Below are 21,114 nucleotides of genomic sequence, written 5' to 3' on the forward strand. Positions count from 1 at the left end.
GAACACGACAACCGAGGACTGAGAGAGCGCGGGATGGCCGAGACCCATGTCCTGTTCGTCGAGGACGACGACGTCATCCGTGAGGCCACGCAGCTCGCCCTGGAGCGCGACGGCTTCACGGTGACCGCCATGCCGGACGGCCTGTCCGGGCTGGAGTCGTTCCGTGCGCAGCGGCCGGACATCGCGCTGCTCGACGTCATGCTGCCCGGCATGGACGGCGTGAGCCTGTGCCGGCGGATCCGCGACGAGTCGACCGTCCCGGTGATCATGCTGTCGGCGCGGGCCGACTCGATCGACGTGGTGCTCGGCCTGGAGGCGGGTGCCGACGACTACGTGACCAAGCCGTTCGACGGGGCGGTGCTGATGGCGCGGATCCGGGCGGTGCTGCGCCGCTTCGGGCACGCGAGCGGGGCGGGCGGCACGGGCGACGGCGCGCAGCAGGGCGGGCCGGACGGCGGCGCGCTGTCCTTCGGGGACCTGGAGATCGACACCGAGGGCATGGAAGTGCGCAGGGGCGGCGCGCCGGTGGCGCTCACGCCGACGGAGATGCGGCTGCTGCTGGAGTTCTCGTCGGCGCCGGGGACCGTGCTCTCGCGCGACAAGCTGCTGGAGCGCGTGTGGGACTACGGGTGGGGCGGGGACACGCGGGTCGTGGACGTCCACGTGCAGCGGCTGCGGACGAAGATCGGCCAGGACCGGATCGAGACGGTCCGGGGCTTCGGCTACAAGCTCAAGGCATGAAGCGGTCCGCTCCTCGGGAGCGACGCGGCCGGCCGGCCCTGCGCACCGGCGTCCGCTGGAAGATCTCCATCGCCATCGCGGCCGTCGGCGCCCTGATCGCCGCCGCGCTCAGCCTCGTCGTCCACAACGCCGCCCGTGTCTCGATGCTGGAGAACGCGCGTGAGGTGCAGATGGAGCGGCTGCTGTTCGCGCAGCGGCTGTACGAGGGGGGCAAGCCGAAGGGCGAGCCGCGGTTCGGCACGAAGCTCAACGACCCGGCGCTGCCGTCGGAGCTGGACGCGCTGATGCGGGAGCGGCGGCGCGGGACGTACGTGCAGGAGCGGGAGTCCGGGGCGCCCGACGTCTGGGCCGCGGTGCCGCTGGCCAACGGCGATGTGCTGTCGCTGCACACCCGGTTCGCCGACCGCTCCACCACGATCATGAAGGACCTGGACCAGGCGCTGGTCGTGGGCTCGGTGTCGGTGGTCTTCGGCGGGTGCGCGCTCGGCGTGCTGATCGGCGGGCAGCTCTCGCGTCGGCTGCGCAAGGCCGCCACCGCCGCCGGGAAGGTCGCCCAGGGCAACACGGAGGTCCGGGTCCGGGACGCCATCGGCGGTGTCGTACGGGACGAGACGGATGAGCTGGCGCGGGCGGTGGACGCGCTGACCGACGCGCTGGGCGAGCGGATCGAGGCCGAGCGCCGGGTCACCGCCGACATCGCGCACGAGCTGCGCACGCCGGTGACCGGGCTGCTCACCGCGGCGGAGCTGCTGCCGCCGGGACGGCCGAGCGAGCTGGTACGGGACCGGGCGCAGGCGATGCGCACGCTCGTCGAGGACGTGCTGGAGGTGGCGCGGCTCGACAGCGCGTCGGAGCGGGCCGAGCTGCAGGAGATCGCGCTCGGCGAGTTCGTCAGCCGGCGGGTGCGGGTGCTGGACCCGGCGGTGGACGTGCGCGTGGTGCACGAGTCGTGGGTGAACACCGATCCGCGCCGGCTGGAGCGGATCCTGGGCAACCTGCTCGCCAACGCCGCCAAGCACGGCAAGCCGCCGGTCGAGGTCACGGTGGAGGGACGTGTGCTGCGGGTGCGCGACCACGGGCCCGGCTTCCCCGAGGAGTTGCTGCGCGAGGGCCCGAGCCGGTTCCGCACGGGCGCGAGCGACCGCGCGGGCCACGGCCACGGGCTGGGGCTGACGATCGCGGCGGGCCAGGCCCGCGTGCTCGGCGCCCGGCTCACCTTCCGCAACGCCGCCCCGGAAGGCACGGCACCGGGTGCGGGCGGCGCGATCGCGGTGCTCTGGCTCCCGGAGCACGCGCCGACGGCCACGGGCAGCTTCCCGATGATCCAGTTCCCGGACGCCTGAGCCCGGACGCCCGGGCCCGGACGCCGGGCCCGCGCGCCGGCCGACCACACCTGGCACGGCCACCTGAGCCCACACCCCGGCCACACCGCCCGGACGCCCGCACCCGCACCCGCACCCGCCGCGGCTGCCCGGACGCCCGGGCCAGCGCGCCGGCCGCACCTGGCCCGCACCCCCGCACCCGCACCCCGGCCCCGCCCCGGGCCCCGACACCTGAGCCAGCACCCCCGCCCGCGCCCCGGCCCCCCGAGGTCCCGCACACGAAAATGGCCCGGCCGCTGACCGGTTCGCCCCCGGGGGATGTAGGGCAAAGCGGTCGAGCGGCCGGGCGGGGCCGTGGCGTCGGTTCCGTACGGTCGGGCCCGTAGCACCGGGCCCGTACCGTCGGAGCCGTACCGTCGTGCGCCCGGCGTCAGAGCCGTACTGCCCGGCGCACCGTCACGGCCCGGTCCTCTCACCCTCGGGCCCCCTGCCAGCGGGCCCGTGCCGTCAGGCTCGGGTGGGAGCGGGTTTCGGGTCGGCGCCGGTCCGGGCGGAACCGTCGCCGTCGTGCTGGGCCGGCGGAGGGGAGTCCGGACCGGCGTCCTGGCCGGAGCCGGCACCGGAGTCGTCGGGCGCCGCGCCCTTCAGCGGGATCTCCTTGACGAAGAAGGCGACCAGGAAGCTGAGGACCGCGACCCCCGTACCGAGCAGGAAGGCCGCGTGCGTGCCGGAGACCACCGCGTACTGGTACGCCTCACGTGCGGCCTCGGGCAGCTTCGCCAGGCTCGCCGCGTCCAGCTGGGCGGACTGCGCCGTGGCGGCGCCGCCGCCGCGCGCCAGCATCTCCTCCTGCACCCGGTCGGTGAACAGCGCGCCCATGATGGCCACGCCGAAGGACATGCCGAGCGTGCGGAACAGGGTCGCCGAGGACGAGGCGACGCCCATGTCCTTCATCTCGACGCTGCTCTGCGAGACCAGCATGGTCGTCTGCAGCAGGCAGCCCAGGCCAGCACCGAGGATCGCCATGTAGACGGCGGAGGTGACCCGTGTGGTGTCGATGTCCATCTGCGAGAGCAGGAAGAGCCCGACGACCATGAGCGCGCCGCCCAGGATGGGGAACATCCGGTACTTGCCGGTGCTCGTGGTGACGCGGCCGGCGATCAGCGACACCAGCATCATGCCGAGCATCAGGGGCGTGAGCAGCAGACCGGAGTTGGTGGCGGAGGCGCCCTGCACGGCCTGCTGGTACAGCGGCAGGAAGAGGGTGGCGCCGAACATCACGAAGCCGATCAGGAAGCCGAGCACCGACATCACCGAGAAGTTCCGGCTGCGGAAGATGTGCAGCGGCACGATCGGCTCGGCCGCCCGCCGCTCCACGAAGAGGAACCCGGCGAGGGCGGCGACGCCGATCGCGATCAGCTCCATGATCACGGCGGAGTCCCAGTCGTACTCCGTACCGCCCCAGGTGGTGACCAGCACGATGGCGGTGATGCCGACCGTCAGCAGCGCGGCGCCGAGGTAGTCGATGCGCGTCTCGCGGTCGCGTTCCCGCTTCGGCAGGTGCAGGACGGCGGTGACCATCGCGAGCGCGACCGCGCCCAGCGGCAGGTTGATGTAGAAGGACCAGCGCCAGCCCCAGTGGTCGGTGATGGTGCCGCCGACCAGCGGTCCGCCGATCATGGCGAGGGCCATGACGCCGGCCATCATGCCCTGGTACTTGCCGCGTTCCCGCGGCGGGATCAGGTCTCCGATGATCGCCATGACGCCGACCATCAGACCGCCGGCGCCGAGGCCCTGCACGGCCCGGAAGCCGATGAGCTGACCCATGTCCTGGGCCATGCCGCTCAGTGCGGAGCCGATCAGGAAGATCACGATCGAGGTGAGGAAGATGCCCTTGCGGCCGTAGAGGTCGCCGAGCTTGCCCCAGATGGGCGTGGAGGCGGCGGTGGCCAGGGTGTACGAGGTGACCACCCACGACAGGTGCTCCAGGCCGCCGAGCTCGCCGACGATCGTCGGCATCGCCGTACCGATGATCATGTTGTCCAGCATGGCCAGCAGCATCGCGATCATCAGAGCGAGCAGCACCACGCGGACACTGCGGACGCGCGGCTCGTGCGGCGCCTCCTGCGGTCCTATGTCGGACACCGTCATACCAAACTCCACTTACTTGCCGCCCGGCTAGTTCACTACACTGGAGACGGTAGAGGGCTACTAGCCGGGCGTCAAGTAAGTTTTGCTGGGAGAGGACCGATCATGGCCAGAGGCAACACGCGTCAGCGCATCCAGGACGTGGCCATCGAACTCTTCGCCGAGCAGGGCTACGAGAAGACCTCGCTCCGCGAGATCGCGGAGCGCCTGGACGTCACGAAGGCGGCGCTGTACTACCACTTCAAGACCAAGGAAGACATCGTCATCAGCCTCTTCCGGGACCTGACGCGACCGATCGACGAGCTGATCGACTGGGCCGCCGCCCAGCCGCGCACCCTGGAGACCAAGAAGGAGATCCTGCGCCGCTACCACGCGGCACTGCTGGGGGCGGCCCCGCTCTTCCGCTTCATGCAGGAGAACCAGGCCACGGTGCGGGACCTGAGCATCGGCGAGACGTTCAAGAGGCGCATGCTCACGCTGCTCAAGCTCGTGCAGGAGCCGGGGTTCAGCATGACGGACCGGATGCGGTGCACCAGCGCGCTCTTCACCATGCACGCGGGCATGTTCTTCATCCACAACGTCGAAGGCGACCCCGAGGAGAAGCGCGCAGCCGTCCTCGAAGTCGCCATCGATCTGGTGACGCAGGCCCATCAGGCCCGCTCGTAACCCCTCGGGGAGCGTCAGATGGTGACGCCCTCGGAGCGCAGGAACGCCGCCGGGTTGACCGCCGAGCCGTAGTTCGGGGTCGTACGGATCTCGAAGTGCAGGTGGGGGCCGGACGAGTTGCCGGTGTTGCCGGACTTGGCGATGACCTGGCCGGTCTTCACCGCCTTGCCGATGCCCACGTTGATCTTGGACAGGTGGGCGTACTGCGAGTAGGTGCCGTTGGCGTGCTTGATGACGACGGCGTTGCCGTACGCGGGACCGTCGCCGCCGCCGTTCGGGCCGGCCTTCACGACGACACCGGAGTGCGCGGCCTTGACCGGGGTGCCGACCGGCACGGCGAAGTCCTGGCCGGAGTGCTTGTGGGACCACATGGCGCCGCCCTGGTTGAAGGACGCGGTCAGCGTGTAACCGCCGACCGGCTTGACCCAGGAGGACACCGACTTCTTGGCGGCGGCCTTCTTCGCCGCGGCCTTCTCGGCCGCAGCGGCCTTCTTCGCAGCAGCGGCGACCTGGGCGGCCTGGGCGGCCTTCGCCGCCTTCTGGGCGGCCTCGGTCTGGGACTGGGCCTGCGCGGCGACGGCGGCCGCGGTGTCCATGGCGGGCGCCGCCTGCCCCGGGGCGGCGAACGCAGCACCGGCTCCGAACACCATCGTCGCTCCCATGCCGGCGGCAGCGAGGGCGACGGCGGCGTTACGGGCGGGGTTGATGCGCTTCGACATACGGGGAAGACCTCCGGGCAAGAACGGACCCGACGCGAGTGGTTGCGCCGGGCGAGTGCTCATCCTTGGTAACCCGCCCACCCATCTCGCCTCAAACCACCCATCTACGACATGTCGTCGTAGCACTCAGGGTGTGACCTGGACTCTTGACGCCGCCCGTCATCCCAGGGCGCAGGTCCGAAATGTCCTTAGAAAGTAAGGTTTGTCCATCTGGGGGCGCCTCTGGCCTGGGGTTTCTCCGGCCACTTTCCGGGCCTCCCCCGGCGCCGCCCGCCCGCTTCCCCGGCCGACCCCGCCCGGGGCGGGCGTCGCCGCCCCGCGCACTGCACTAATCCGGCTAGTACCGCACAAATCGCCTGTGCGGCTTGTCACGGGCCGGGGCCCCTCCCGGCGCCTCACTCGGGCCGAAGGGAACGGAAGTGCGGGAAACGGAGACTCCGCCGACAGCTCACCCGGGCGACCGGTACACGCCCCTTTTCCCTCCCTCATGCCTCCTTCCCAGCCCCCCGGCCCTCCGCCATGCTCCCCACCATGAGCAGACACGTGATGCGCGTGACCGCCCTCGCCCTCGGCCTCGCCGGACTCCTCGGGGCGAGCAGCCTGCCCGCCGGGGCGGGCCCCTCCGACACCGGCCTCAAAGGGGCCGTCGACACCATCCTCAGCGACCCCCGGCTCGACGGCGGCGCCGCGAGCGTCGTCGTCGCCGACGCCCGGACCGGGGAGACGCTCTACCGGCGCGACGGCGACGACCGGCTGATGCCCGCCTCCAACACCAAGCTCGTGACCTCGGCGGCCGCGATGGAGTTGCTCGGGCCGGGCTACCGCTTCCGTACGGAAGTGCTGTCCACCGCCCGTCCGAAGGGAGGCGTCCTGCACGGGGACCTGTACCTGCGCGGGACGGGCGACCCCACCACCCTCGCCAAGGACTACGACGCGCTGGCCGCCGGGGTCGCAGCCGCGGGGATCCGCCGGGTGACCGGCCGGATCATCGCCGACGACACCCGCTTCGACACCCGGCGGCTGGGCCGTTCCTGGGCCGCCGACGACGAGTCGTCGTACTACGCGGCGCCGATCTCACCGCTCACCCTCGCCCCCGACACCGACTACGACTCCGGCACCGTCGTCGTGGAGGCCGCCCCGGCGGCCGAGGCGGGCGCCGCACCGCGCGTGACCCTCACCCCGGCGACCCGCCACGTCCGCATCGACAACCGCGCCACCACCGTCCCCGCAGGCCTGCCCGGCACCCTGGCGGTCGAGCGCGAGCACGGCACGAACACCATCGTGATCAGCGGCGAGCTGCCCCTCGCCGCCCCCGCCGTCAAGGAGTGGATCAGCGTCCAGGAGCCCACCGGGTACGCCACCGCCGTCTTCGCCGACGCCCTGGCCGCCCGCGGCGTACGCGTCGCCGCCCCGCCCCGCACGGGCGAGCGCACCCCCGCCGCCGCACGGGTCGTGGCCACGCACACCTCCATGCCGCTGCGGGATCTCCTGCGCCCGTTCATGAAGCTGTCGAACAACATGCACGCCGAGGCGCTGACCAAGACCATCGGGTACGAGACGTCCGGCCGCGGGACCTGGAGCGCGGGGCTGGCCGCCATCGGCGCGTACCTGAAGACGCAAGACGTGGAGCCGGACGTGATCCGGCAGGTCGACGGCTCCGGGCTGTCCCGGATGAACCTCTTCCCCGCCGCCCAGCTCGCCCGCCTGCTCCTCGCCGTCCAGGAAGCGCCCTGGTACGACGACTGGTACGCGTCCCTCCCGGTCGCCTGCGGCCCCGACCGCGCCACGGGCGGCACGCTGCGCACCCGGATGTGCGGCACCCCCGCCGCCCTGAACGCCCGCGCCAAGACCGGCTCGCTCACCGGCGCCTCGGCGCTCTCCGGGTACGTCACCGACGCGGGCGGCCGCCGCCTCGTCTACGCGATCGTCCTCAACAACTACCTCGCGGCCTCCGTGAAGGGCATCGAGGACGCGATCGTGGTGACGCTGGCCCGCTCCGACACGGCCGCGGGCACGGTCACCGCGGTGGCTCCGGAGCGCCTGCGGGCGCCGGAGGTGCCCGCAGCCCTCGAATGCTCCTGGCGCAAGCCGGCTACCTGCTGAGGGCACGGCGAAGGGGCTGCCCCGGACGGGACAGCCCCTTCAGCACGCGGTGTCGCTTACGCGTCCTTCGAGAGGTTCGGGCCGGGGCCGCCGGCCGCCTGCTCGATCGGGGGGACGTCGGGCAGCGCCGACTTCTCCTCGCCGCGGAAGGTGAACTTCTTCTCCTCACCCTCGCCCTCGGTGTCCACGACCACGATGTGACCGGGGCGCAGCTCGCCGAAGAGGATCTTCTCCGACAGCACGTCCTCGATCTCGCGCTGGATCGTCCGGCGCAGCGGCCGGGCGCCCAGGACCGGGTCGTAGCCCTTCTTCGCCAGGAGCTTCTTGGCGTCACCGCTGAGCTCGATGCCCATGTCGCGGTCCTTCAGACGCTCGTCCACCTTGGCGATCATCAGGTCGACGATCTGGATGATGTCTTCCTGGCTGAGCTGGTGGAAGACGACCGTGTCGTCGACGCGGTTGAGGAACTCGGGCCGGAAGTGCTGCTTGAGCTCTTCGTTGACCTTCGCCTTCATCCGCTCGTAACCGGTCTTGACGTCGCCCTGTGCCGCGAAGCCCAGGTTGAAGCCCTTCGAGATGTCCCGGGTCCCGAGGTTGGTCGTCATGATGATGACCGTGTTCTTGAAGTCCACGACCCGGCCCTGGGAGTCGGTCAGGCGACCGTCCTCCAGGATCTGGAGAAGGGAATTGAAGATATCGGGGTGGGCCTTCTCGACCTCGTCGAAGAGGACGACGGAGAACGGCTTGCGGCGCACCTTCTCGGTGAGCTGGCCGCCCTCTTCGTAACCCACGTATCCGGGCGGGGAACCGAAGAGACGGGAAACCGTGTGCTTCTCGCTGAACTCCGACATGTCGAGGGAGATCATCGCGTCCTCGTCGCCGAAGAGGAATTCGGCGAGCGTCTTGGACAGCTCGGTCTTACCGACACCGGACGGGCCGGCGAAGATGAACGAGCCACCGGGGCGCTTCGGGTCCTTCAGACCCGCACGCGTACGCCGGATCGCCTGGGAGAGTGCCTTGATGGCGTCCTTCTGGCCGATGACGCGCTTGTGGAGCTCGTCCTCCATGCGGAGCAGACGCGAGGACTCCTCCTCGGTCAGCTTGAAGACCGGGATGCCGGTCGCGGTCGCCAGGACCTCGGCGATCAGCTCGCCGTCGACCTCGGCGACGACGTCCATGTCGCCGGCCTTCCACTCCTTCTCCCGCTTGGCCTTCGCCGCCAGCAGCTGCTTCTCCTTGTCACGGAGGGAAGCCGCCTTCTCGAAGTCCTGGGAGTCGATCGCGGACTCCTTGTCCCGGCGGACGGCCGCGATCTTCTCGTCGAACTCGCGGAGGTCCGGCGGCGCGGTCATCCGGCGGATGCGCATCCGGGAACCGGCCTCGTCGATCAGGTCGATCGCCTTGTCCGGCAGGAAGCGGTCCGAGATGTACCGGTCGGCCAGGGTGGCGGCCTGGACCAGCGCCTCGTCGGTGATGGAGACCCGGTGGTGGGCCTCGTACCGGTCGCGCAGACCCTTGAGGATCTCGATGGTGTGCGGCAGCGACGGCTCCGCGACCTGGATGGGCTGGAAGCGGCGCTCCAGGGCCGCGTCCTTCTCCAGGTACTTGCGGTACTCGTCGAGCGTCGTGGCACCGATGGTCTGCAGCTCGCCGCGGGCCAGCATCGGCTTGAGGATGCTGGCGGCGTCGATGGCGCCCTCGGCGGCACCCGCACCCACCAGGGTGTGGAGCTCGTCGATGAACAGGATGATGTCGCCGCGGGTGCGGATCTCCTTGAGCACCTTCTTCAGGCGCTCCTCGAAGTCACCGCGGTACCGGGAGCCGGCGACGAGCGCGCCGAGGTCCAGGGTGTAGAGGTGCTTGTCCTTGAGGGTCTCGGGCACCTCGCCCTTGACGATGGCCTGCGCCAGGCCCTCGACGACCGCCGTCTTGCCGACGCCGGGCTCGCCGATGAGGACCGGGTTGTTCTTGGTCCGGCGGGACAGCACCTGCATGACCCGCTCGATCTCCTTCTCGCGCCCGATGACCGGGTCGAGCTTGGACTCACGGGCGGCCTGGGTGAGGTTGCGGCCGAACTGGTCGAGGACCAGGGACGTCGAGGGGGTGCCCTCGGCAGGACCACCGGCGGTGGCGGCTTCCTTGCCCTGGTAGCCGGAGAGCAGCTGGATGACCTGCTGCCGCACCCGGTTGAGATCGGCGCCCAGCTTCACGAGGACCTGGGCGGCGACGCCCTCGCCCTCGCGGATCAGGCCGAGCAGGATGTGCTCGGTGCCGATGTAGTTGTGGCCGAGCTGAAGGGCCTCGCGGAGCGACAGCTCCAGGACCTTCTTGGCACGGGGCGTGAAGGGGATGTGCCCGGACGGGGCCTGCTGGCCCTGGCCGATGATCTCCTCCACCTGCTGGCGGACCGCCTCGAGCGAAATCCCGAGGCTCTCCAGGGCCTTAGCGGCGACACCCTCACCCTCGTGGATAAGGCCCAGGAGGATGTGCTCGGTGCCGATGTAGTTGTGGTTGAGCATCCGGGCTTCTTCCTGAGCCAGGACGACAACCCGCCGCGCGCGGTCGGTGAACCTCTCGAACATCGTTAATCGCTCCTCAGAGCGGTCAGGCAGTAAGGGGTCGGTCCCCTCCCTGTCCTTCCGCAGCTTAGTCCCGCAAGCGGGGACCGCTCATTCCAACTGCCGACACCCGTCTCTGGCCTCCTGACCCGAACGCCGACAAATGCTCCAACCCGATGGTGCGAGACGATGTTCCCGCAGGCCAGGTACTTACCCTCACCGGCAGTACGCCGATGGCGAACGTGAGACGTCCCGGACCTGCGTGTCGCCCCTCCCCACTAGGGATGTCTTACCCGTAAGCACTGACACTCCATGCGGTGAACCCGGGTTCCCTCAGCTAAGGGCGAACACCCTTGCGCACCCCCACACCGCCGGACGTCCCCGGATCGGACACATAGGGTGACGAGCGGCGCACTTTCCGTAACCTCATGGACGGCTCGGAAGTTCCCCGGGTATGGCCATCACCGTCCCGCTCCCGCGCCTGCCGCTCGACGGCGGTGACGCCGCGCGGTGGTACGAGCACGAACTCGGCTGGGCCGCCGCCGACGCGGGCTCCGGCCGGGCGGAGCTGCTGACGGGGTTCCGCTTCGACGTGTTGGAGCTGCCGGTCGCCGCGGGGGACGCCGTACTACGGCGCCTGGGCGGGCACTGGCCCGTCGCCGTCGAGGGTCACCGGATGCACATGCTGGTCGCCGCGGGCGGCGCGGAGGAGCTGCCGGGGCTGCTCGACTGGCTGGAATGGGGCGGGATCGCCCTCGACCTGTCCGCGCGGGGCGCGGGCGGCCGGATCTCCGCCCCGGTTCCCCCAGGATGGAGCGGATCCGGCTCGCCGGGCGCCGCGGTGTGGCTGCGCGCCCCCGTACCGGGGCGCGAGGTGGAGCCGACGCTTCCGGCGCTGCCCGCCCTGGCGGCGGGGCCGGGGCCGGCGGGTGCGGCTCCCGGGGGCAGTGGGGGTGCCCCCTGTCTCGTACGACTCGTGGACACGGCGGCGACGGCGTGCCACCGGGTCCGGCTCCTGAGCGCCCGGGACGCGGCCGCGCTCAGTGGTTGGCGTCCTCGTATGCCTTCTTGATGTCGGCGGGGACGCGGCCCCGGTCGTTCACGTTGTAGCCCTGCTCCTTGGCCCACGCGCGGATCTTCGCGGTGTCGGGGCTGCCGCCGGTGGCGACACGTCCCTTGCCACGGCCGCCCGCGGCCCGGCCACCGGTGCGGCGACCGCTCTTGGTGTACGGCTCGAGCAGGCTGCGGAGCTTGTCGGCATTGGCGGTGGTGAGGTCGATCTCGTACGTCTTGCCGTCCAGAGCGAACGTCACCGTCTCGTCCGCCTCGCCACCGTCGAGGTCGTCAACAAGAAGGACCTGAACCTTCTGTGCCACCGGATTTCCTTTCATCGAAAATGCAGTACGCGGAAAGGAAACCGCTTTTCCCTGGAAAACACAAACCCCCGGGAGAGGTTCGGAACCCCGGGAACGCGGGAAACATACGCGATTCGGACATAGGGATCGCCTTCCGGCGATCGGCCGATCACAGGTGCAGAAGCATCCGGCTGTTGCCCAAGGTGTTGGGCTTCACTCGTTCGAGACCGAGGAACTCGGCGACGCCCTCGTCATAGGAACGCAGGAGCTCGGCGTAGACATCTCCGGCGACCGGCGTCTCACCGATCTCGACGAAGCCGTGCTTCGAGAAGAAGTCCACTTCGAAGGTCAGGCAGAATACCCGGCGGACACCGAGCCAGCGGGCGGTGTCCAGCAACTTGTCCAGCACCAGATGACCGACGCCGGCGCCCTTGAAGTGCGGATCCACCGCGAGAGTGCGCACTTCGGCGAGGTCTTCCCACATCACGTGGAGTGCGCCGCAGCCGACAACCGTGCCGTCCTCGTCGCGTTCCGCGACCCAGAACTCCTGGATGTCCTCGTAAAGCGTGACCGTGGCTTTGTCGAGCAGGATGCCCCGCGAGACGTACGGGTCGACCAGGCGGCGGACGGCGGGCACATCGCTGGTACGGGCCCGCCGGACGGTCACGGTTTTTGCGGCGGGATTGGGCTGCGGGGACGGAAGCTCGGTCGACGACATGGCTGGACGCTATCGTCCGGTCCGGGCCTCGCCGTCGGCACCCTCGGGGTCCGCCGCGGGGCCGGCGCCTTCTCCTCCGGCCTGTTCCTGTTCCGCTCGCGGGGGTTCTCCGCCCCCTTCGCGGGCCTGTTGCCGTGCCCCTTCCCGCATCTCTTCGGGGCTCTCCGCGGAGCCCCCTTCCGGGGTGTCCCGCTGCACGATGCGGATGGCGTCATTCAGCGACTCGCGCTGCTCGGACGACATCATGCCGAAGAAGGCCACGAGAGCGGCGGCCGGGTTGTCGCTCTTCGACCACGCTTCGTTCATCAGTGCGGCCGAGTAGGCGGCGCGGGTGGAGACCGCGGTATATCGATAGGCGCGGCCGGAGACTTCCCTGCGCACCCAGCCCTTCTGATGGAGATTGTCCATTACGGTCATGACGGTGGTGTAGGCGATGGACCGTTCCTGCTGGAGATCCTCCAGGACTTCCCGGACGGTGACCGGCCGGTTCCATTGCCACACACGCGTCATGACGGCGTCTTCGAGCTCTCCCAATTGACGGGGCACGTCGCCACCATAGTGGGGGATGTCGGAATAGCTGGCTATTGACCCATCAAAGGTAACAAAAAGGGCGTACGACGCGTAAGCGGTCGTACGCCCTTGGTGCGGGCGGCTTCAGCCGGCCGTGCCGGGGGTGGCGGAGCCGTCCGCCTGGCGGGTGGCCTCGGCGCGGGAGAGCGCCGCGTCGACGGCCGCGTCCTCCTTGGCCTTGTTGGGGCCGCCCTGGCTCTTGACGATCGTCACGACGAGGCCGATGAAGAAGGCGGCCATCACCACCGGGGGCAGGAGCGCGGATACGTAGTCCATGGCGTCCAGGGTAGCTAGCTCGCCGCCCGCTTCTCGGGCGGGGGCGCCGCGGGTCGCCGGCGCGGCGGGAAGACCTCCGACGGCTTGGGCACCGGGCGCTCGGCCGGCGGCGTGTCCGGCGACGAGGGCCCCGGTTTGGGCTTCGGCGGGTCGGCGGCGGCGCGGCCGCCCGGCAGCGCGAGCAGCCGGGTGCGCGGCCCTGCCGCCGCCGGCCACGCGGGCGGGCCGGTCCGCTGCCCGGCGAGGCGGGCCCGTACGGACTTCTCGGCCAGCACCTGGCAGCGGGCCAGGAGCGCGGCGCCCTGCGCGGTGTGCCGCAGGCCGCGCAGCGCGGCGAGGTCCTCGGGTCGCGGGTCGTAGCCGGTCAGCAGGGCGTCCTGGAGCAGGTCCAGGTACCCGGTGGCGGAGCCGGGCAGGGCGTCCCGGTACCGGGAGAGGTCGGCCAGCAGGAAGGCGCGCAGCCGTCCGGCCTCGCGGACCGCCTCGTCCACGGAGCCGGCGAGGCGGTGGCAGTCCTGGACGACCTCGTCGTCGAGCGGGGTCGGGTGAAGGGCGTGGGCGAGGGCGCGTCGGAGCACACGCAGCTCATCTGCGCCGAACGCCAGGCCGCCGCGGGATCCGTATGGCGTGGGCATGGCCCGACGATACGTGCTTATCGGACAAAATTTGTTTAAGCGATCAATGGTGGGCGCGTTGCCGCGCGGGCCGGACCCGGCACCCCGGCGGCAGCCGCGCCCCCGTCCGCTACATGCGCGAGACGTTGCGCTCGTAGACCAGCCGCAGACCGATGAGGGTGAGCCAGGGCTCGTGCTCGTCGATGGCCTTGGCCTCGCCCAGGACCATCGGGGCCAGGCCGCCCGTGGCGATCACCGTGACCTCGCCGGGGTCGCCGGACGGGCCAACCAGTTCGCGCTTCATGCGCTGGACGACGCCGTCGACCTGGCCGGCGAAGCCGTACACGATGCCGGCCTGCATCGCCTCGACCGTGTTCTTGCCGATCACGCTGCGCGGGCGGGCCAGCTCGATCTTGCGCAGCTGGGCACCGCGCACCCCGAGCGCCTCGACGGAGATCTCGATGCCCGGGGCGATGACGCCGCCCGCGTACTCGCCGCGCGCGCTGACCGCGTCGTACGTCGTCGCCGTACCGAAGTCGACCACGATCGCCGGGCCGCCGTAGAGCTCGACGGCCGCGACCGCGTTGATGATGCGGTCCGCGCCGACCTCCTTGGGGTTGTCCATGAGGATCGGCACGCCCGTCTTGATGCCGGGCTCGACCAGGACGGCCGGGACGTCGCCGTAGTAGCGGCGGGTGACCTCGCGCAGCTCGTGCAGGACGGACGGGACCGTCGAACAGATGGCGATGCCCTCGATGCCGTCGCCGAGCTCGTCGCCGAGCAGCGGGTGCGTGCCCATCAGGCCCTGCATGAGCACGGCCAGCTCGTCGGCGGTGCGGCGGGGGTCCGTGGAGATCCGCCAGTGCTCGACGATCTCCTCGCCGTCGAACAGGCCGAGGACGGTCTGGGTGTTGCCGACGTCGATCGTGAGCAGCATCAGCCCTGATCCGCCTCTCGCAGGTCGAGGCCGATGTCGAGGATCGGGGAGGAGTGCGTCAGGGCGCCCACCGCGAGGTAGTCGACGCCGGTCGCGGCGTACGCGGCCGCGTTCTCCAGGGTCAGCCGGCCGGAGGACTCCAGGGCGGCGCGGCCCGCGACGATCGTGACGGCCTCCTCCGTCTCGGCCGGCGTGAAGTTGTCCAGCAGGATCAGGTCGGCGCCCGCCTCCAGGACCTCGCGGACCTGGTGGAGGGTGTCCACCTCGACCTCGATCGGCACGTCGGGGAACTGCTCGCGCACCGCCTTGAAGGCCTCCGCGACGCCGCCGGCCGCGACCACGTGGTTGTCCTTGACCAGCGCGGCGTCGGACAGCGACATGCGGTGGTTGACCCCGCCGCCGCAGCGCACGGCGTACTTCTCCAGGGCGCGCAGGCCCGGCGTCGTCTTGCGGGTGTCGCGGACCTGCGCCTTGTACCCCTCCAGGGCGTCCGCCCACGCGCGCGTGGCGGTGGCGATGCCGGACAGGCGGCACATGATGTTGAGCGCGCTGCGCTCGCCGGTGAGCAGGTCGCGGGTGCGGGTGGTGACGGACAGCAGCTTCTGGCCCGCCTCGACCCGGTCGCCGTCCTCGGCGTGCCGCTCGACGGCGAACTCCTCCGTGCAGACCACGGACATGATCGCCTCGGCGACGTGGATGCCCGCGACGACGCCCGCCTCCCGGGCGGTGAAGTCGGCGGTGGCCACGGCGTCCGCCGGGACGGTGGCGACGGTCGTCACGTCCACGCCGCCGTCCAGGTCCTCCTCGATCGCGCGGTACGCCACGTCCTCGACGAGTACGGGGTCGAGGCCGGCGTTGACCAGCAGCGCGGCGAGCGCGGGGTCCAGCCCGCACTCGTACACCTCGTCGTCGCCGCCGCAGCCGCAGCCGTCACCGCATCCGCCACCGGACTGGTCGGCCGGTGCGGTGATGTTGATCAGGGGGACGTCCACGGGCTCCGGACGTTCTTCGGGCGTGCTCACGGTTACGGCTCCTGGGGGGCGTCGGCGACGGTCGGGGGGAAGTCTTGGCTGTCGGTGGGGCGGACGTCCAGAGTCCGGTCGGGACGCAGCCGTACGACGAGGTGGCGCCGCCAGGCCGCGTCGTCGCGGTCGGGGTGGTCCTCGCGCCAGTGGCAGCCGCGGGTCTCCTCGCGGCGGCGGGCGGCGGTGACGAGGACGCGGGCGACGCACAGCAGGTTGGTGGTCTCCCAGGACTCGACGCCGGGCTCGGCGGCCTTGCCGTCCTCACCCGCGACCGCGGTCGCGTGCACGGCTTCGAGCTGCTCGGCGGCCTCGGCGAGGCTGGTCGCGGAACGCAGGACGCCGGCGCCGTGCGTCATCACGTGCTGGATGTGCGTACGGGAGGCGGGGTCCAGCAGCGGCAGGACGCTGGGGGCGGGGTGCGGCGCGGGGGCGCCGGCCTCGCGGGGGGTGTGCGCGGCGATGTCGTCGGCGATGCGCTCGGCGAAGACCAGCCCCTCCAGGAGCGAGTTCGACGCGAGGCGGTTGGCGCCGTGGACGCCGGTGCAGGCCACCTCGCCGCAGGCGTACAGGCCGGGCACCGTCGTACGGCCGTGCAGATCGGTGCGGACGCCGCCGGAGGCGTAGTGCGCCGCCGGGGCGACCGGGATCGGCTCGGTCACCGGGTCGATGCCGTGGGCGCGGCAGGCGGCGAGGATCGTCGGGAAGCGCGACGCCCACATCGCGGCGCCGAAGTGCCGGGCGTCGAGGTACATGTGGCGGGCGCCCTGCTCCCGCATGCGGCGCATGATGCCCTTGGCGACGATGTCGCGGGGGGCGAGCTCGGCCAGCTCGTGCTGACCGGTCATGAAGCGGACGCCGTCCGCGTCGACCAGGTGGGCGCCCTCGCCGCGGACCGCCTCGGAGACCAGCGGCTGCTGGCCCTCCGCGTCGGGGCCGAGGAACAGCACGGTCGGGTGGAACTGGACGAACTCCAGGTCGCTGACCTCCGCGCCGGCGCGCAGCGCGAGCGCGACGCCGTCGCCGGTGGAGACCGCGGGGTTGGTGGTGGCGGAGAAGACCTGGCCCATGCCGCCGGTGGCGAGGACGACCGCGGGCGCGTGGACGGCGCCGACGCCGTCGTGCTGGCCCTCGCCCATGACGTGCAGCGTCACGCCCGCCGTACGGCCGTCGGCGTCGGTGAGGAGGTCCAGCACCAGGGCGTTCTCGATGGTGCGCACGCCGCGGTCCCGGACCGCGTCGACCAGGGCGCGGGAGATCTCGGCGCCCGTGGCGTCGCCGCCCGCGTGGGCGATGCGGCGGCGGTGGTGTCCGCCCTCGCGGGTCAGCTCGATGGTGCCGGCGTCGTCGGTGTCGAACCGGGCACCGGTGTCGATCAGGCGGCGGACCGCGTCCGGGCCCTCGGTGACCAGGGTGCGGACGGCCTCCTCGTCGCACAGCCCGGCGCCCGCGACCAGCGTGTCGTCGAGGTGCTGCTCGGGCGTGTCCCCCTCGCCGAGCGCCGCGGCGATGCCGCCCTGGGCCCAGCGCGTGGAGCCGTCGTCCAGGCGGGCCTTGGTGACGACGACCGTACGCAGCCCGGCGGCCGCGGTGCGCAGGGCGGCGGTCAGACCGGCGACGCCGGAGCCGACCACGACGACGTCGGCGTCGATGGCCCAGCCGGGGGCGGGGGCCTGGAGGCGTATGCCGGTCATGCGGGCGCTCCGAAGGTGAGGGGAAGGTTGTCGATGAGCCGGGTGGTGCCGACCTTCGCGGCGACCGCGAGGATCGCCTCACCGGCGTGGTCGTCGGGCACCTCGGTGAAGTCGGCCGGGTTTACCAGGGCCAGGTAGTCGAGGACGAGGGGCGGATTCTGCTTGGCCGCCTCGTCGAGTACCGCGCGGGCCGCCGCCCGAACCGCGTCCGCGCCACCGGGGCCGGCCGCGGCCACCGCGTGGGCGTCGGCCGCGGCGCGGGACTCGCCCAGCTTGGACAGCGCCTCGGCTCGGCTCTCGGAGGCGGGCAGGGTCGCGGCGCGGGCCCGCAGCGCCGCCTGCGCGGCGAGCCGGTCGCGGGCGGCGAACAGGGCCGCGGACAGGGCGAGGGCGGTACGGCGCTCGCCCGGCGACAGGTAGCGGTTGCGGCTGGAGAGCGCGAGGCCGTCGGGCTCGCGGACCGTCGGCACGCCGACGATCTCGACCGGGAAGTTCAGGTCGCGGGCCATGCGGCGGATCAGGGCGAGCTGCTGGGCGTCCTTCTGCCCGAAGAACGCCACATCGGGGCGGGTGAGGTGGAGCAGCTTGGCGACGACGGTGAGCATGCCGTCGAAGTGGCCGGGGCGGGAGGCGCCCTCGAGGCGCTCCCCCATGGGGCCGGCGGCGATCCGGACCTGGGGCTCCCCGCCGGGGTAGACCTCCGCCACGGAGGGCGCGAAGACGGCGTCGGCGCCGGCGCGCTCGGCGGTCTTGAGGTCGGCCTCCAGGGTGCGGGGATACCGGTCGAGGTCCTCGCCCGCGCCGAACTGGAGCGGGTTGACGAAGACGGTGACCAGCACGTAGCCCTTCCTGCCGACGTGCGCACGGGCCGCGCGGACGAGTGCGGCGTGGCCTTCGTGGAGGGCGCCCATGGTCATGACGACCGCGGTGCGGCCGCGGGGCGCGAAGTGCCCCAGGGCGTAGTCCAGCTCGTCGCACGTCTCGATCAGCTCGAACTCGGGGCTCATCGGTTGCTGTCTCCTTCCGCGCCGGGGCCGCCGTCGGCTCCGGCGGAGCCGTCCGCGAGGACGCCGAGCAGGTCCTCCGCGAGTTCCGCCTTGAGGACGCCGTGGGCGAGGGCGCGGTCCGCGGTCGTACGGGCCATGGCGAGGTACCCGGCGACGCAGGCCGGGGCGTGCTTGCGCAGCTCGGCGACGTGCGCGGCGACCGTGCCGGCGTCGCCGCGCGCGACGGGGCCGGTCAGGGCGGCGTCACCGGAGCGCAGGGCGTTGTCGAGGGCGGCGCCCAGCAGCGGGCCGAGCATCCGGTCGGGGGCGCCGACCCCCGCCGTGCGGAGCAGCTCCATGGACTGTGCCACCAGGGTGACCAGGTAGTTCGCGCCGAGGGCCAGGGCGGCGTGGTAGAGCGGGCGGGCCTCCTCGGCGATCCACTCGGGCTCGCCGCCCATCTCGATGACCAGCGCCTCGGCGGCGAGGCGCAGCTCCTCGGGGGCGGTGACGCCGAAGGAGCAGCCGGCCAGCCGCTGCACGTCGACGGGCGTGCCGGTGAAGGTCATGACGGGGTGCAGGGCGAGCGGCAGCGCGCCGGCGCGGCGGGCCGGGTCCAGCACGGCCGTGCCGTACCGCCCGGAGGTGTGCACCAGGAGCTGTCCGGGGCGTACGGCTCCGGTCTCCGCGAGGCCCTGGACGAGGCCGGGCAGGACGTCGTCGGGGACGGTGAGCAGGACGAGCTCGGCGCGCTCCAGCACCTGGGCGGGTGGTACGAGCGGCACGCCGGGCAGAAGCTCGGCGGCGCGCCGCACGGACGCGTCGGACACGCCGGAGACGGCGACCGGGTGGTGCCCGGCGAGCTGCAGGGACGCGGCGAGGGCGGGTCCGACCCGGCCGGCGCCGACGACGCCGACGGTGAGCCGGGCGGGGCGGGGTGGTGATGCGTTCACGCGGGCGACGGCCTTCCGTTCCAGTCCGCGGGGGGTACCGGACGATTTCTGGTCATGCTACGCCAGCGTTTCGCTCCGCTGGCCGACTGTCCACAGGGGGTGACTGCCGGTGTGATGATCGGACGATGAGCGACGCGCGTGACGACGAGACCGACGGCAGGCACGAGGGCTGGGACGGCGTCCGGCAGGGGGACCGGGACGGTGTCCGGGACGAGGACGGGGGCGACGACAGGGGTGAAGACCGGGAGGGCGCCCGGGACGACGACCGGAGCGAGGGCCGTGACGAGGACCGGCGCGACGAGGGGGGCGACGTGCGGGACGACGACCATGGCGGCGGGCGGAGCGGCATGAGTGCCGCGAAGGCACGCAGGGTGGCCGCGTGGCGGGCCTCCGGGAAGGTGCTGTGGCGCTCGCCCGCCGAGCCGACGCTGGGCGAACGGCTGACCGCGCTCGCGCGGGACGCCGGGGCCGTCCACGACCTCACCGACCGGGCGGACATGTACGGCGACGGCGTCGTCGAGGCGCTGGAGCGGCGGGTGGCCGGGCTGCTGGGCTTCCCGGCCGCGGCGTTCTTCCCCAGCGGGACCATGGCCCAGCAGGTCGCCCTGCGGTGCTGGGCGGGGCGCACGGGCAACCCGCTCGTGGCCCTGCACCCGCAGTCCCATCCGGTGCAGCACGAGCGCGACGCGCTGTCCGTGGTGAGCGGGCTGCGGACGGTCCACGCGACGCAGGCGCCCCGGCTGCCCACCGCCGACGAGGTCCGGGGCCTGGACGAGCCTTTCGGCACGCTGATGCTGGAGCTGCCGCTGCGCGAGGCCGGGTTCGTCCTGCCGTCCTGGGAGGAGCTGGTGGACGTGGTGGACGCGGCGCGCGAACGGGATGCGGTGGTGCACGTCGACGGCGCGAGGCTCTGGGAATGCGCCCCCTGGTTCGGGCGCGAACTGCCCGAGATCGCGGGCCTGGCGGACAGCGTGTACGTCTCCTTCTACAAGTCCCTCGGCGGCCTGTCCGGCGCGGCGCTGGCCGGTCCCGAGGAGCTGGTCGAGGAGGCACGGGCGTGGCGGCACCGCTACGGGGGCCAGGTCTTCCAGCAGTTCCCGGCGGCGCTGGCGGCCCTGCTGGGCCTGGAGCGGGAGCTGCCGCGGCTGCCGTCGTACGCGGCCCACGCGCGCGTGGTGGCGGCCGCGCTGCGGGACGGCCTGGCGGAGACGGCCCCCTGGTTCCGGGTGCACCCCGATCCCCCGCACACGCACCAGTTCACGGTCTGGCTGCCGTACGAGGCGGACGTCCTGACGGAGGCCGCCGTCCGCCAGGCCGAGGACACGGGCGTCACGCTCTTCCGCACCTGGTTCGCCCCCGGTCCCGCGGGCCCGCCGGGCGTCGCCGTCACGGAGGTCTCGGTCACCGCCCCGGGGCTGGAGTGGTCGCGGGAGGACGTGGTGGAGGCGGTACGGGACTTCATGGCCCGCGTGACCGGCGGGCGCGCCGGCCGGGACGGGGGCCTGTCCCCGGCGCAGCACGCCTAGGACGGCACTCCGCCCCGCGGGCGTGCGGCGCGGACCGGGACACCCCGCAGCACCTTCAGCAGGCGGCGGTGGTCCCGGACCGACCGCAGCGCGCGCCAGTCGTGGGCGCCCGGCTGCGGTGGCGGCGGGGTGCCGTGCTGCGCCGAGCGGTAGCTGTCGAGGAGGTGCTGGTGAAAGGCGTTCATGTCCTCCAGGGTCGGCGCACC

General features: G+C 72.3%; 20 protein-coding genes. 6 read left to right on the top strand and 14 right to left on the bottom strand.

The genetic code is table 11. From position 1 onward, the window contains the following. Positions 1-33: 33 nt before the first annotated feature. Together cseB and cseC are read left to right on the top strand one after the other, a co-directional pair. Positions 34-741, top strand: a complete 708-nt coding sequence (gene cseB, locus IH00_RS0125100; protein ID WP_031077326.1) for a two-component system response regulator CseB — start codon at positions 34-36, stop codon at positions 739-741. Further along, complete coding sequence (gene cseC, locus IH00_RS0125105; RefSeq protein WP_031077327.1) at positions 738-2,084, top strand: two-component system sensor histidine kinase CseC; 1,347 nt, start codon at positions 738-740, stop codon at positions 2,082-2,084. The genes cseB and cseC overlap by 4 nt, the downstream gene beginning before the upstream one ends. Before the next feature lie 486 nt (positions 2,085-2,570). Here cseC and IH00_RS0125110 read toward each other — a convergent pair whose 3' ends face one another. Beyond that, entirely contained in the window at positions 2,571-4,214 is a 1,644-nt protein-coding gene (locus IH00_RS0125110; protein WP_078887944.1) for an MDR family MFS transporter, read from the bottom strand. A 102-nt stretch (positions 4,215-4,316) separates the two neighbouring features. On the opposite strand from IH00_RS0125110, the gene IH00_RS0125115 reads away from it, so the two are divergent. Next, positions 4,317-4,877 (top strand): TetR/AcrR family transcriptional regulator, encoded by a 561-nt coding sequence (locus IH00_RS0125115; RefSeq protein ID WP_031077329.1) that lies wholly within the window; start codon positions 4,317-4,319, stop codon positions 4,875-4,877. A 14-nt stretch (positions 4,878-4,891) separates the two neighbouring features. Here IH00_RS0125115 and IH00_RS0125120 read toward each other — a convergent pair whose 3' ends face one another. Then, positions 4,892-5,596 carry a M23 family metallopeptidase gene (locus tag IH00_RS0125120; RefSeq protein ID WP_031077330.1) on the bottom strand — a complete coding sequence of 235 codons (705 nt, stop codon included), beginning with the start codon at positions 5,594-5,596 and terminating at the stop codon, positions 4,892-4,894. A 531-nt stretch (positions 5,597-6,127) separates the two neighbouring features. On the opposite strand from IH00_RS0125120, the gene dacB reads away from it, so the two are divergent. Further along, positions 6,128-7,699, top strand: coding sequence for a D-alanyl-D-alanine carboxypeptidase/D-alanyl-D-alanine endopeptidase (dacB, locus tag IH00_RS0125125; RefSeq protein WP_052411637.1), 1,572 nt, complete (start codon positions 6,128-6,130; stop codon positions 7,697-7,699). Positions 7,700-7,755: 56 nt separating this feature from the next. On the opposite strand, the gene IH00_RS0125130 is transcribed toward dacB, so the two are convergent. Continuing rightward, entirely contained in the window at positions 7,756-10,281 is a 2,526-nt protein-coding gene (locus IH00_RS0125130; RefSeq protein WP_031077332.1) for an ATP-dependent Clp protease ATP-binding subunit, read from the bottom strand. Positions 10,282-10,711: 430 nt separating this feature from the next. Here IH00_RS0125130 and IH00_RS0125135 point away from each other — a divergent pair, with 430 nt between their 5' ends. After that, on the top strand, positions 10,712-11,329 hold the full coding sequence (locus IH00_RS0125135) for an SCO3374 family protein (protein ID WP_031077334.1): 618 nt from the start codon (positions 10,712-10,714) through the stop codon (positions 11,327-11,329). Here the strand turns inward: IH00_RS0125135 and IH00_RS0125140 are convergent. The 10 genes from IH00_RS0125140 to IH00_RS0125185 form a co-directional block, all read right to left on the bottom strand. Then, positions 11,298-11,633, bottom strand: coding sequence for a histone-like nucleoid-structuring protein Lsr2 (locus IH00_RS0125140; protein ID WP_031077335.1), 336 nt, complete (start codon positions 11,631-11,633; stop codon positions 11,298-11,300). The genes IH00_RS0125135 and IH00_RS0125140 overlap by 32 nt on opposite strands. A gap of 148 nt (positions 11,634-11,781) precedes the next feature. Beyond that, entirely contained in the window at positions 11,782-12,330 is a 549-nt protein-coding gene (locus tag IH00_RS0125145) for an amino-acid N-acetyltransferase (protein ID WP_078887945.1), read from the bottom strand. Between the two features lie 9 nt (positions 12,331-12,339). Next, positions 12,340-12,876 carry a BlaI/MecI/CopY family transcriptional regulator gene (locus IH00_RS37680; protein WP_078887946.1) on the bottom strand — a complete coding sequence of 179 codons (537 nt, stop codon included), beginning with the start codon at positions 12,874-12,876 and terminating at the stop codon, positions 12,340-12,342. A gap of 108 nt (positions 12,877-12,984) precedes the next feature. Further along, a complete protein-coding gene (locus IH00_RS0125155; RefSeq protein WP_031077338.1) occupies positions 12,985-13,176 on the bottom strand; it encodes a hypothetical protein in 192 nt (63 codons plus the stop codon). A 14-nt stretch (positions 13,177-13,190) separates the two neighbouring features. After that, on the bottom strand, positions 13,191-13,781 hold the full coding sequence (locus tag IH00_RS0125160; protein WP_031077339.1) for a hypothetical protein: 591 nt from the start codon (positions 13,779-13,781) through the stop codon (positions 13,191-13,193). Positions 13,782-13,920: 139 nt separating this feature from the next. Beyond that, positions 13,921-14,727, bottom strand: a complete 807-nt coding sequence (locus tag IH00_RS0125165) for a type III pantothenate kinase (protein WP_031077340.1) — start codon at positions 14,725-14,727, stop codon at positions 13,921-13,923. After that, positions 14,727-15,749, bottom strand: coding sequence for a carboxylating nicotinate-nucleotide diphosphorylase (gene nadC / locus IH00_RS0125170; protein ID WP_031077342.1), 1,023 nt, complete (start codon positions 15,747-15,749; stop codon positions 14,727-14,729). Before nadC ends, IH00_RS0125165 begins: the two co-directional genes overlap by 1 nt. Before the next feature lie 2 nt (positions 15,750-15,751). Further along, the gene (locus tag IH00_RS0125175; RefSeq protein WP_031077344.1) at positions 15,752-17,443 is read right to left on the bottom strand and encodes an L-aspartate oxidase; all 1,692 of its coding nucleotides are present in this window, start codon (positions 17,441-17,443) and stop codon (positions 15,752-15,754) included. Beyond that, a complete protein-coding gene (gene panC / locus IH00_RS0125180) occupies positions 17,440-18,450 on the bottom strand; it encodes a pantoate--beta-alanine ligase (RefSeq protein WP_031077346.1) in 1,011 nt (336 codons plus the stop codon). The genes IH00_RS0125175 and panC overlap by 4 nt, the downstream gene beginning before the upstream one ends. Next, positions 18,447-19,382 carry a Rossmann-like and DUF2520 domain-containing protein gene (locus tag IH00_RS0125185; protein ID WP_031077348.1) on the bottom strand — a complete coding sequence of 312 codons (936 nt, stop codon included), beginning with the start codon at positions 19,380-19,382 and terminating at the stop codon, positions 18,447-18,449. The genes panC and IH00_RS0125185 overlap by 4 nt, the downstream gene beginning before the upstream one ends. Before the next feature lie 347 nt (positions 19,383-19,729). Here IH00_RS0125185 and IH00_RS0125190 point away from each other — a divergent pair, with 347 nt between their 5' ends. Then, a complete protein-coding gene (locus IH00_RS0125190; protein ID WP_052411638.1) occupies positions 19,730-20,908 on the top strand; it encodes a threonine aldolase family protein in 1,179 nt (392 codons plus the stop codon). On the opposite strand, the gene IH00_RS37685 is transcribed toward IH00_RS0125190, so the two are convergent. Continuing rightward, entirely contained in the window at positions 20,905-21,093 is a 189-nt protein-coding gene (locus IH00_RS37685) for a hypothetical protein (RefSeq protein WP_039947406.1), read from the bottom strand. The genes IH00_RS0125190 and IH00_RS37685 overlap by 4 nt on opposite strands. Between the last annotated feature and the right edge of the window lie 21 nt (positions 21,094-21,114).

The organism is Streptomyces sp. NRRL S-118 (genome assembly GCF_000716335.1).
GTDB lineage: Bacteria > Actinomycetota > Actinomycetes > Streptomycetales > Streptomycetaceae > Streptomyces.

Bases quoted from the DNA above. Each gene is read 5' to 3' on its own strand.
- IH00_RS0125165 (WP_031077340.1), bottom strand. From the start codon at position 14,727: ATGCTGCTCACGATCGACGTCGGCAACACCCAGACCGTCCTCGGCCTG.
- panC (WP_031077346.1), bottom strand. From the start codon at position 18,450: ATGAGCCCCGAGTTCGAGCTGATCGAGACGTGCGACGAGCTGGACTAC.
- IH00_RS0125190 (WP_052411638.1), top strand. From the start codon at position 19,730: ATGAGTGCCGCGAAGGCACGCAGGGTGGCCGCGTGGCGGGCCTCCGGG.
- IH00_RS0125135 (WP_031077334.1), top strand. From the start codon at position 10,712: ATGGCCATCACCGTCCCGCTCCCGCGCCTGCCGCTCGACGGCGGTGAC.
- IH00_RS0125175 (WP_031077344.1), bottom strand. From the start codon at position 17,443: ATGACCGGCATACGCCTCCAGGCCCCCGCCCCCGGCTGGGCCATCGAC.
- IH00_RS0125155 (WP_031077338.1), bottom strand. From the start codon at position 13,176: ATGGACTACGTATCCGCGCTCCTGCCCCCGGTGGTGATGGCCGCCTTC.
- dacB (WP_052411637.1), top strand. From the start codon at position 6,128: ATGAGCAGACACGTGATGCGCGTGACCGCCCTCGCCCTCGGCCTCGCC.
- cseC (WP_031077327.1), top strand. From the start codon at position 738: ATGAAGCGGTCCGCTCCTCGGGAGCGACGCGGCCGGCCGGCCCTGCGC.
- IH00_RS0125110 (WP_078887944.1), bottom strand. From the start codon at position 4,214: ATGACGGTGTCCGACATAGGACCGCAGGAGGCGCCGCACGAGCCGCGC.
- cseB (WP_031077326.1), top strand. From the start codon at position 34: ATGGCCGAGACCCATGTCCTGTTCGTCGAGGACGACGACGTCATCCGT.
- IH00_RS0125115 (WP_031077329.1), top strand. From the start codon at position 4,317: ATGGCCAGAGGCAACACGCGTCAGCGCATCCAGGACGTGGCCATCGAA.
- IH00_RS0125145 (WP_078887945.1), bottom strand. From the start codon at position 12,330: ATGTCGTCGACCGAGCTTCCGTCCCCGCAGCCCAATCCCGCCGCAAAA.
- IH00_RS0125130 (WP_031077332.1), bottom strand. From the start codon at position 10,281: ATGTTCGAGAGGTTCACCGACCGCGCGCGGCGGGTTGTCGTCCTGGCT.
- IH00_RS0125120 (WP_031077330.1), bottom strand. From the start codon at position 5,596: ATGTCGAAGCGCATCAACCCCGCCCGTAACGCCGCCGTCGCCCTCGCT.
- IH00_RS37685 (WP_039947406.1), bottom strand. From the start codon at position 21,093: ATGAACGCCTTTCACCAGCACCTCCTCGACAGCTACCGCTCGGCGCAG.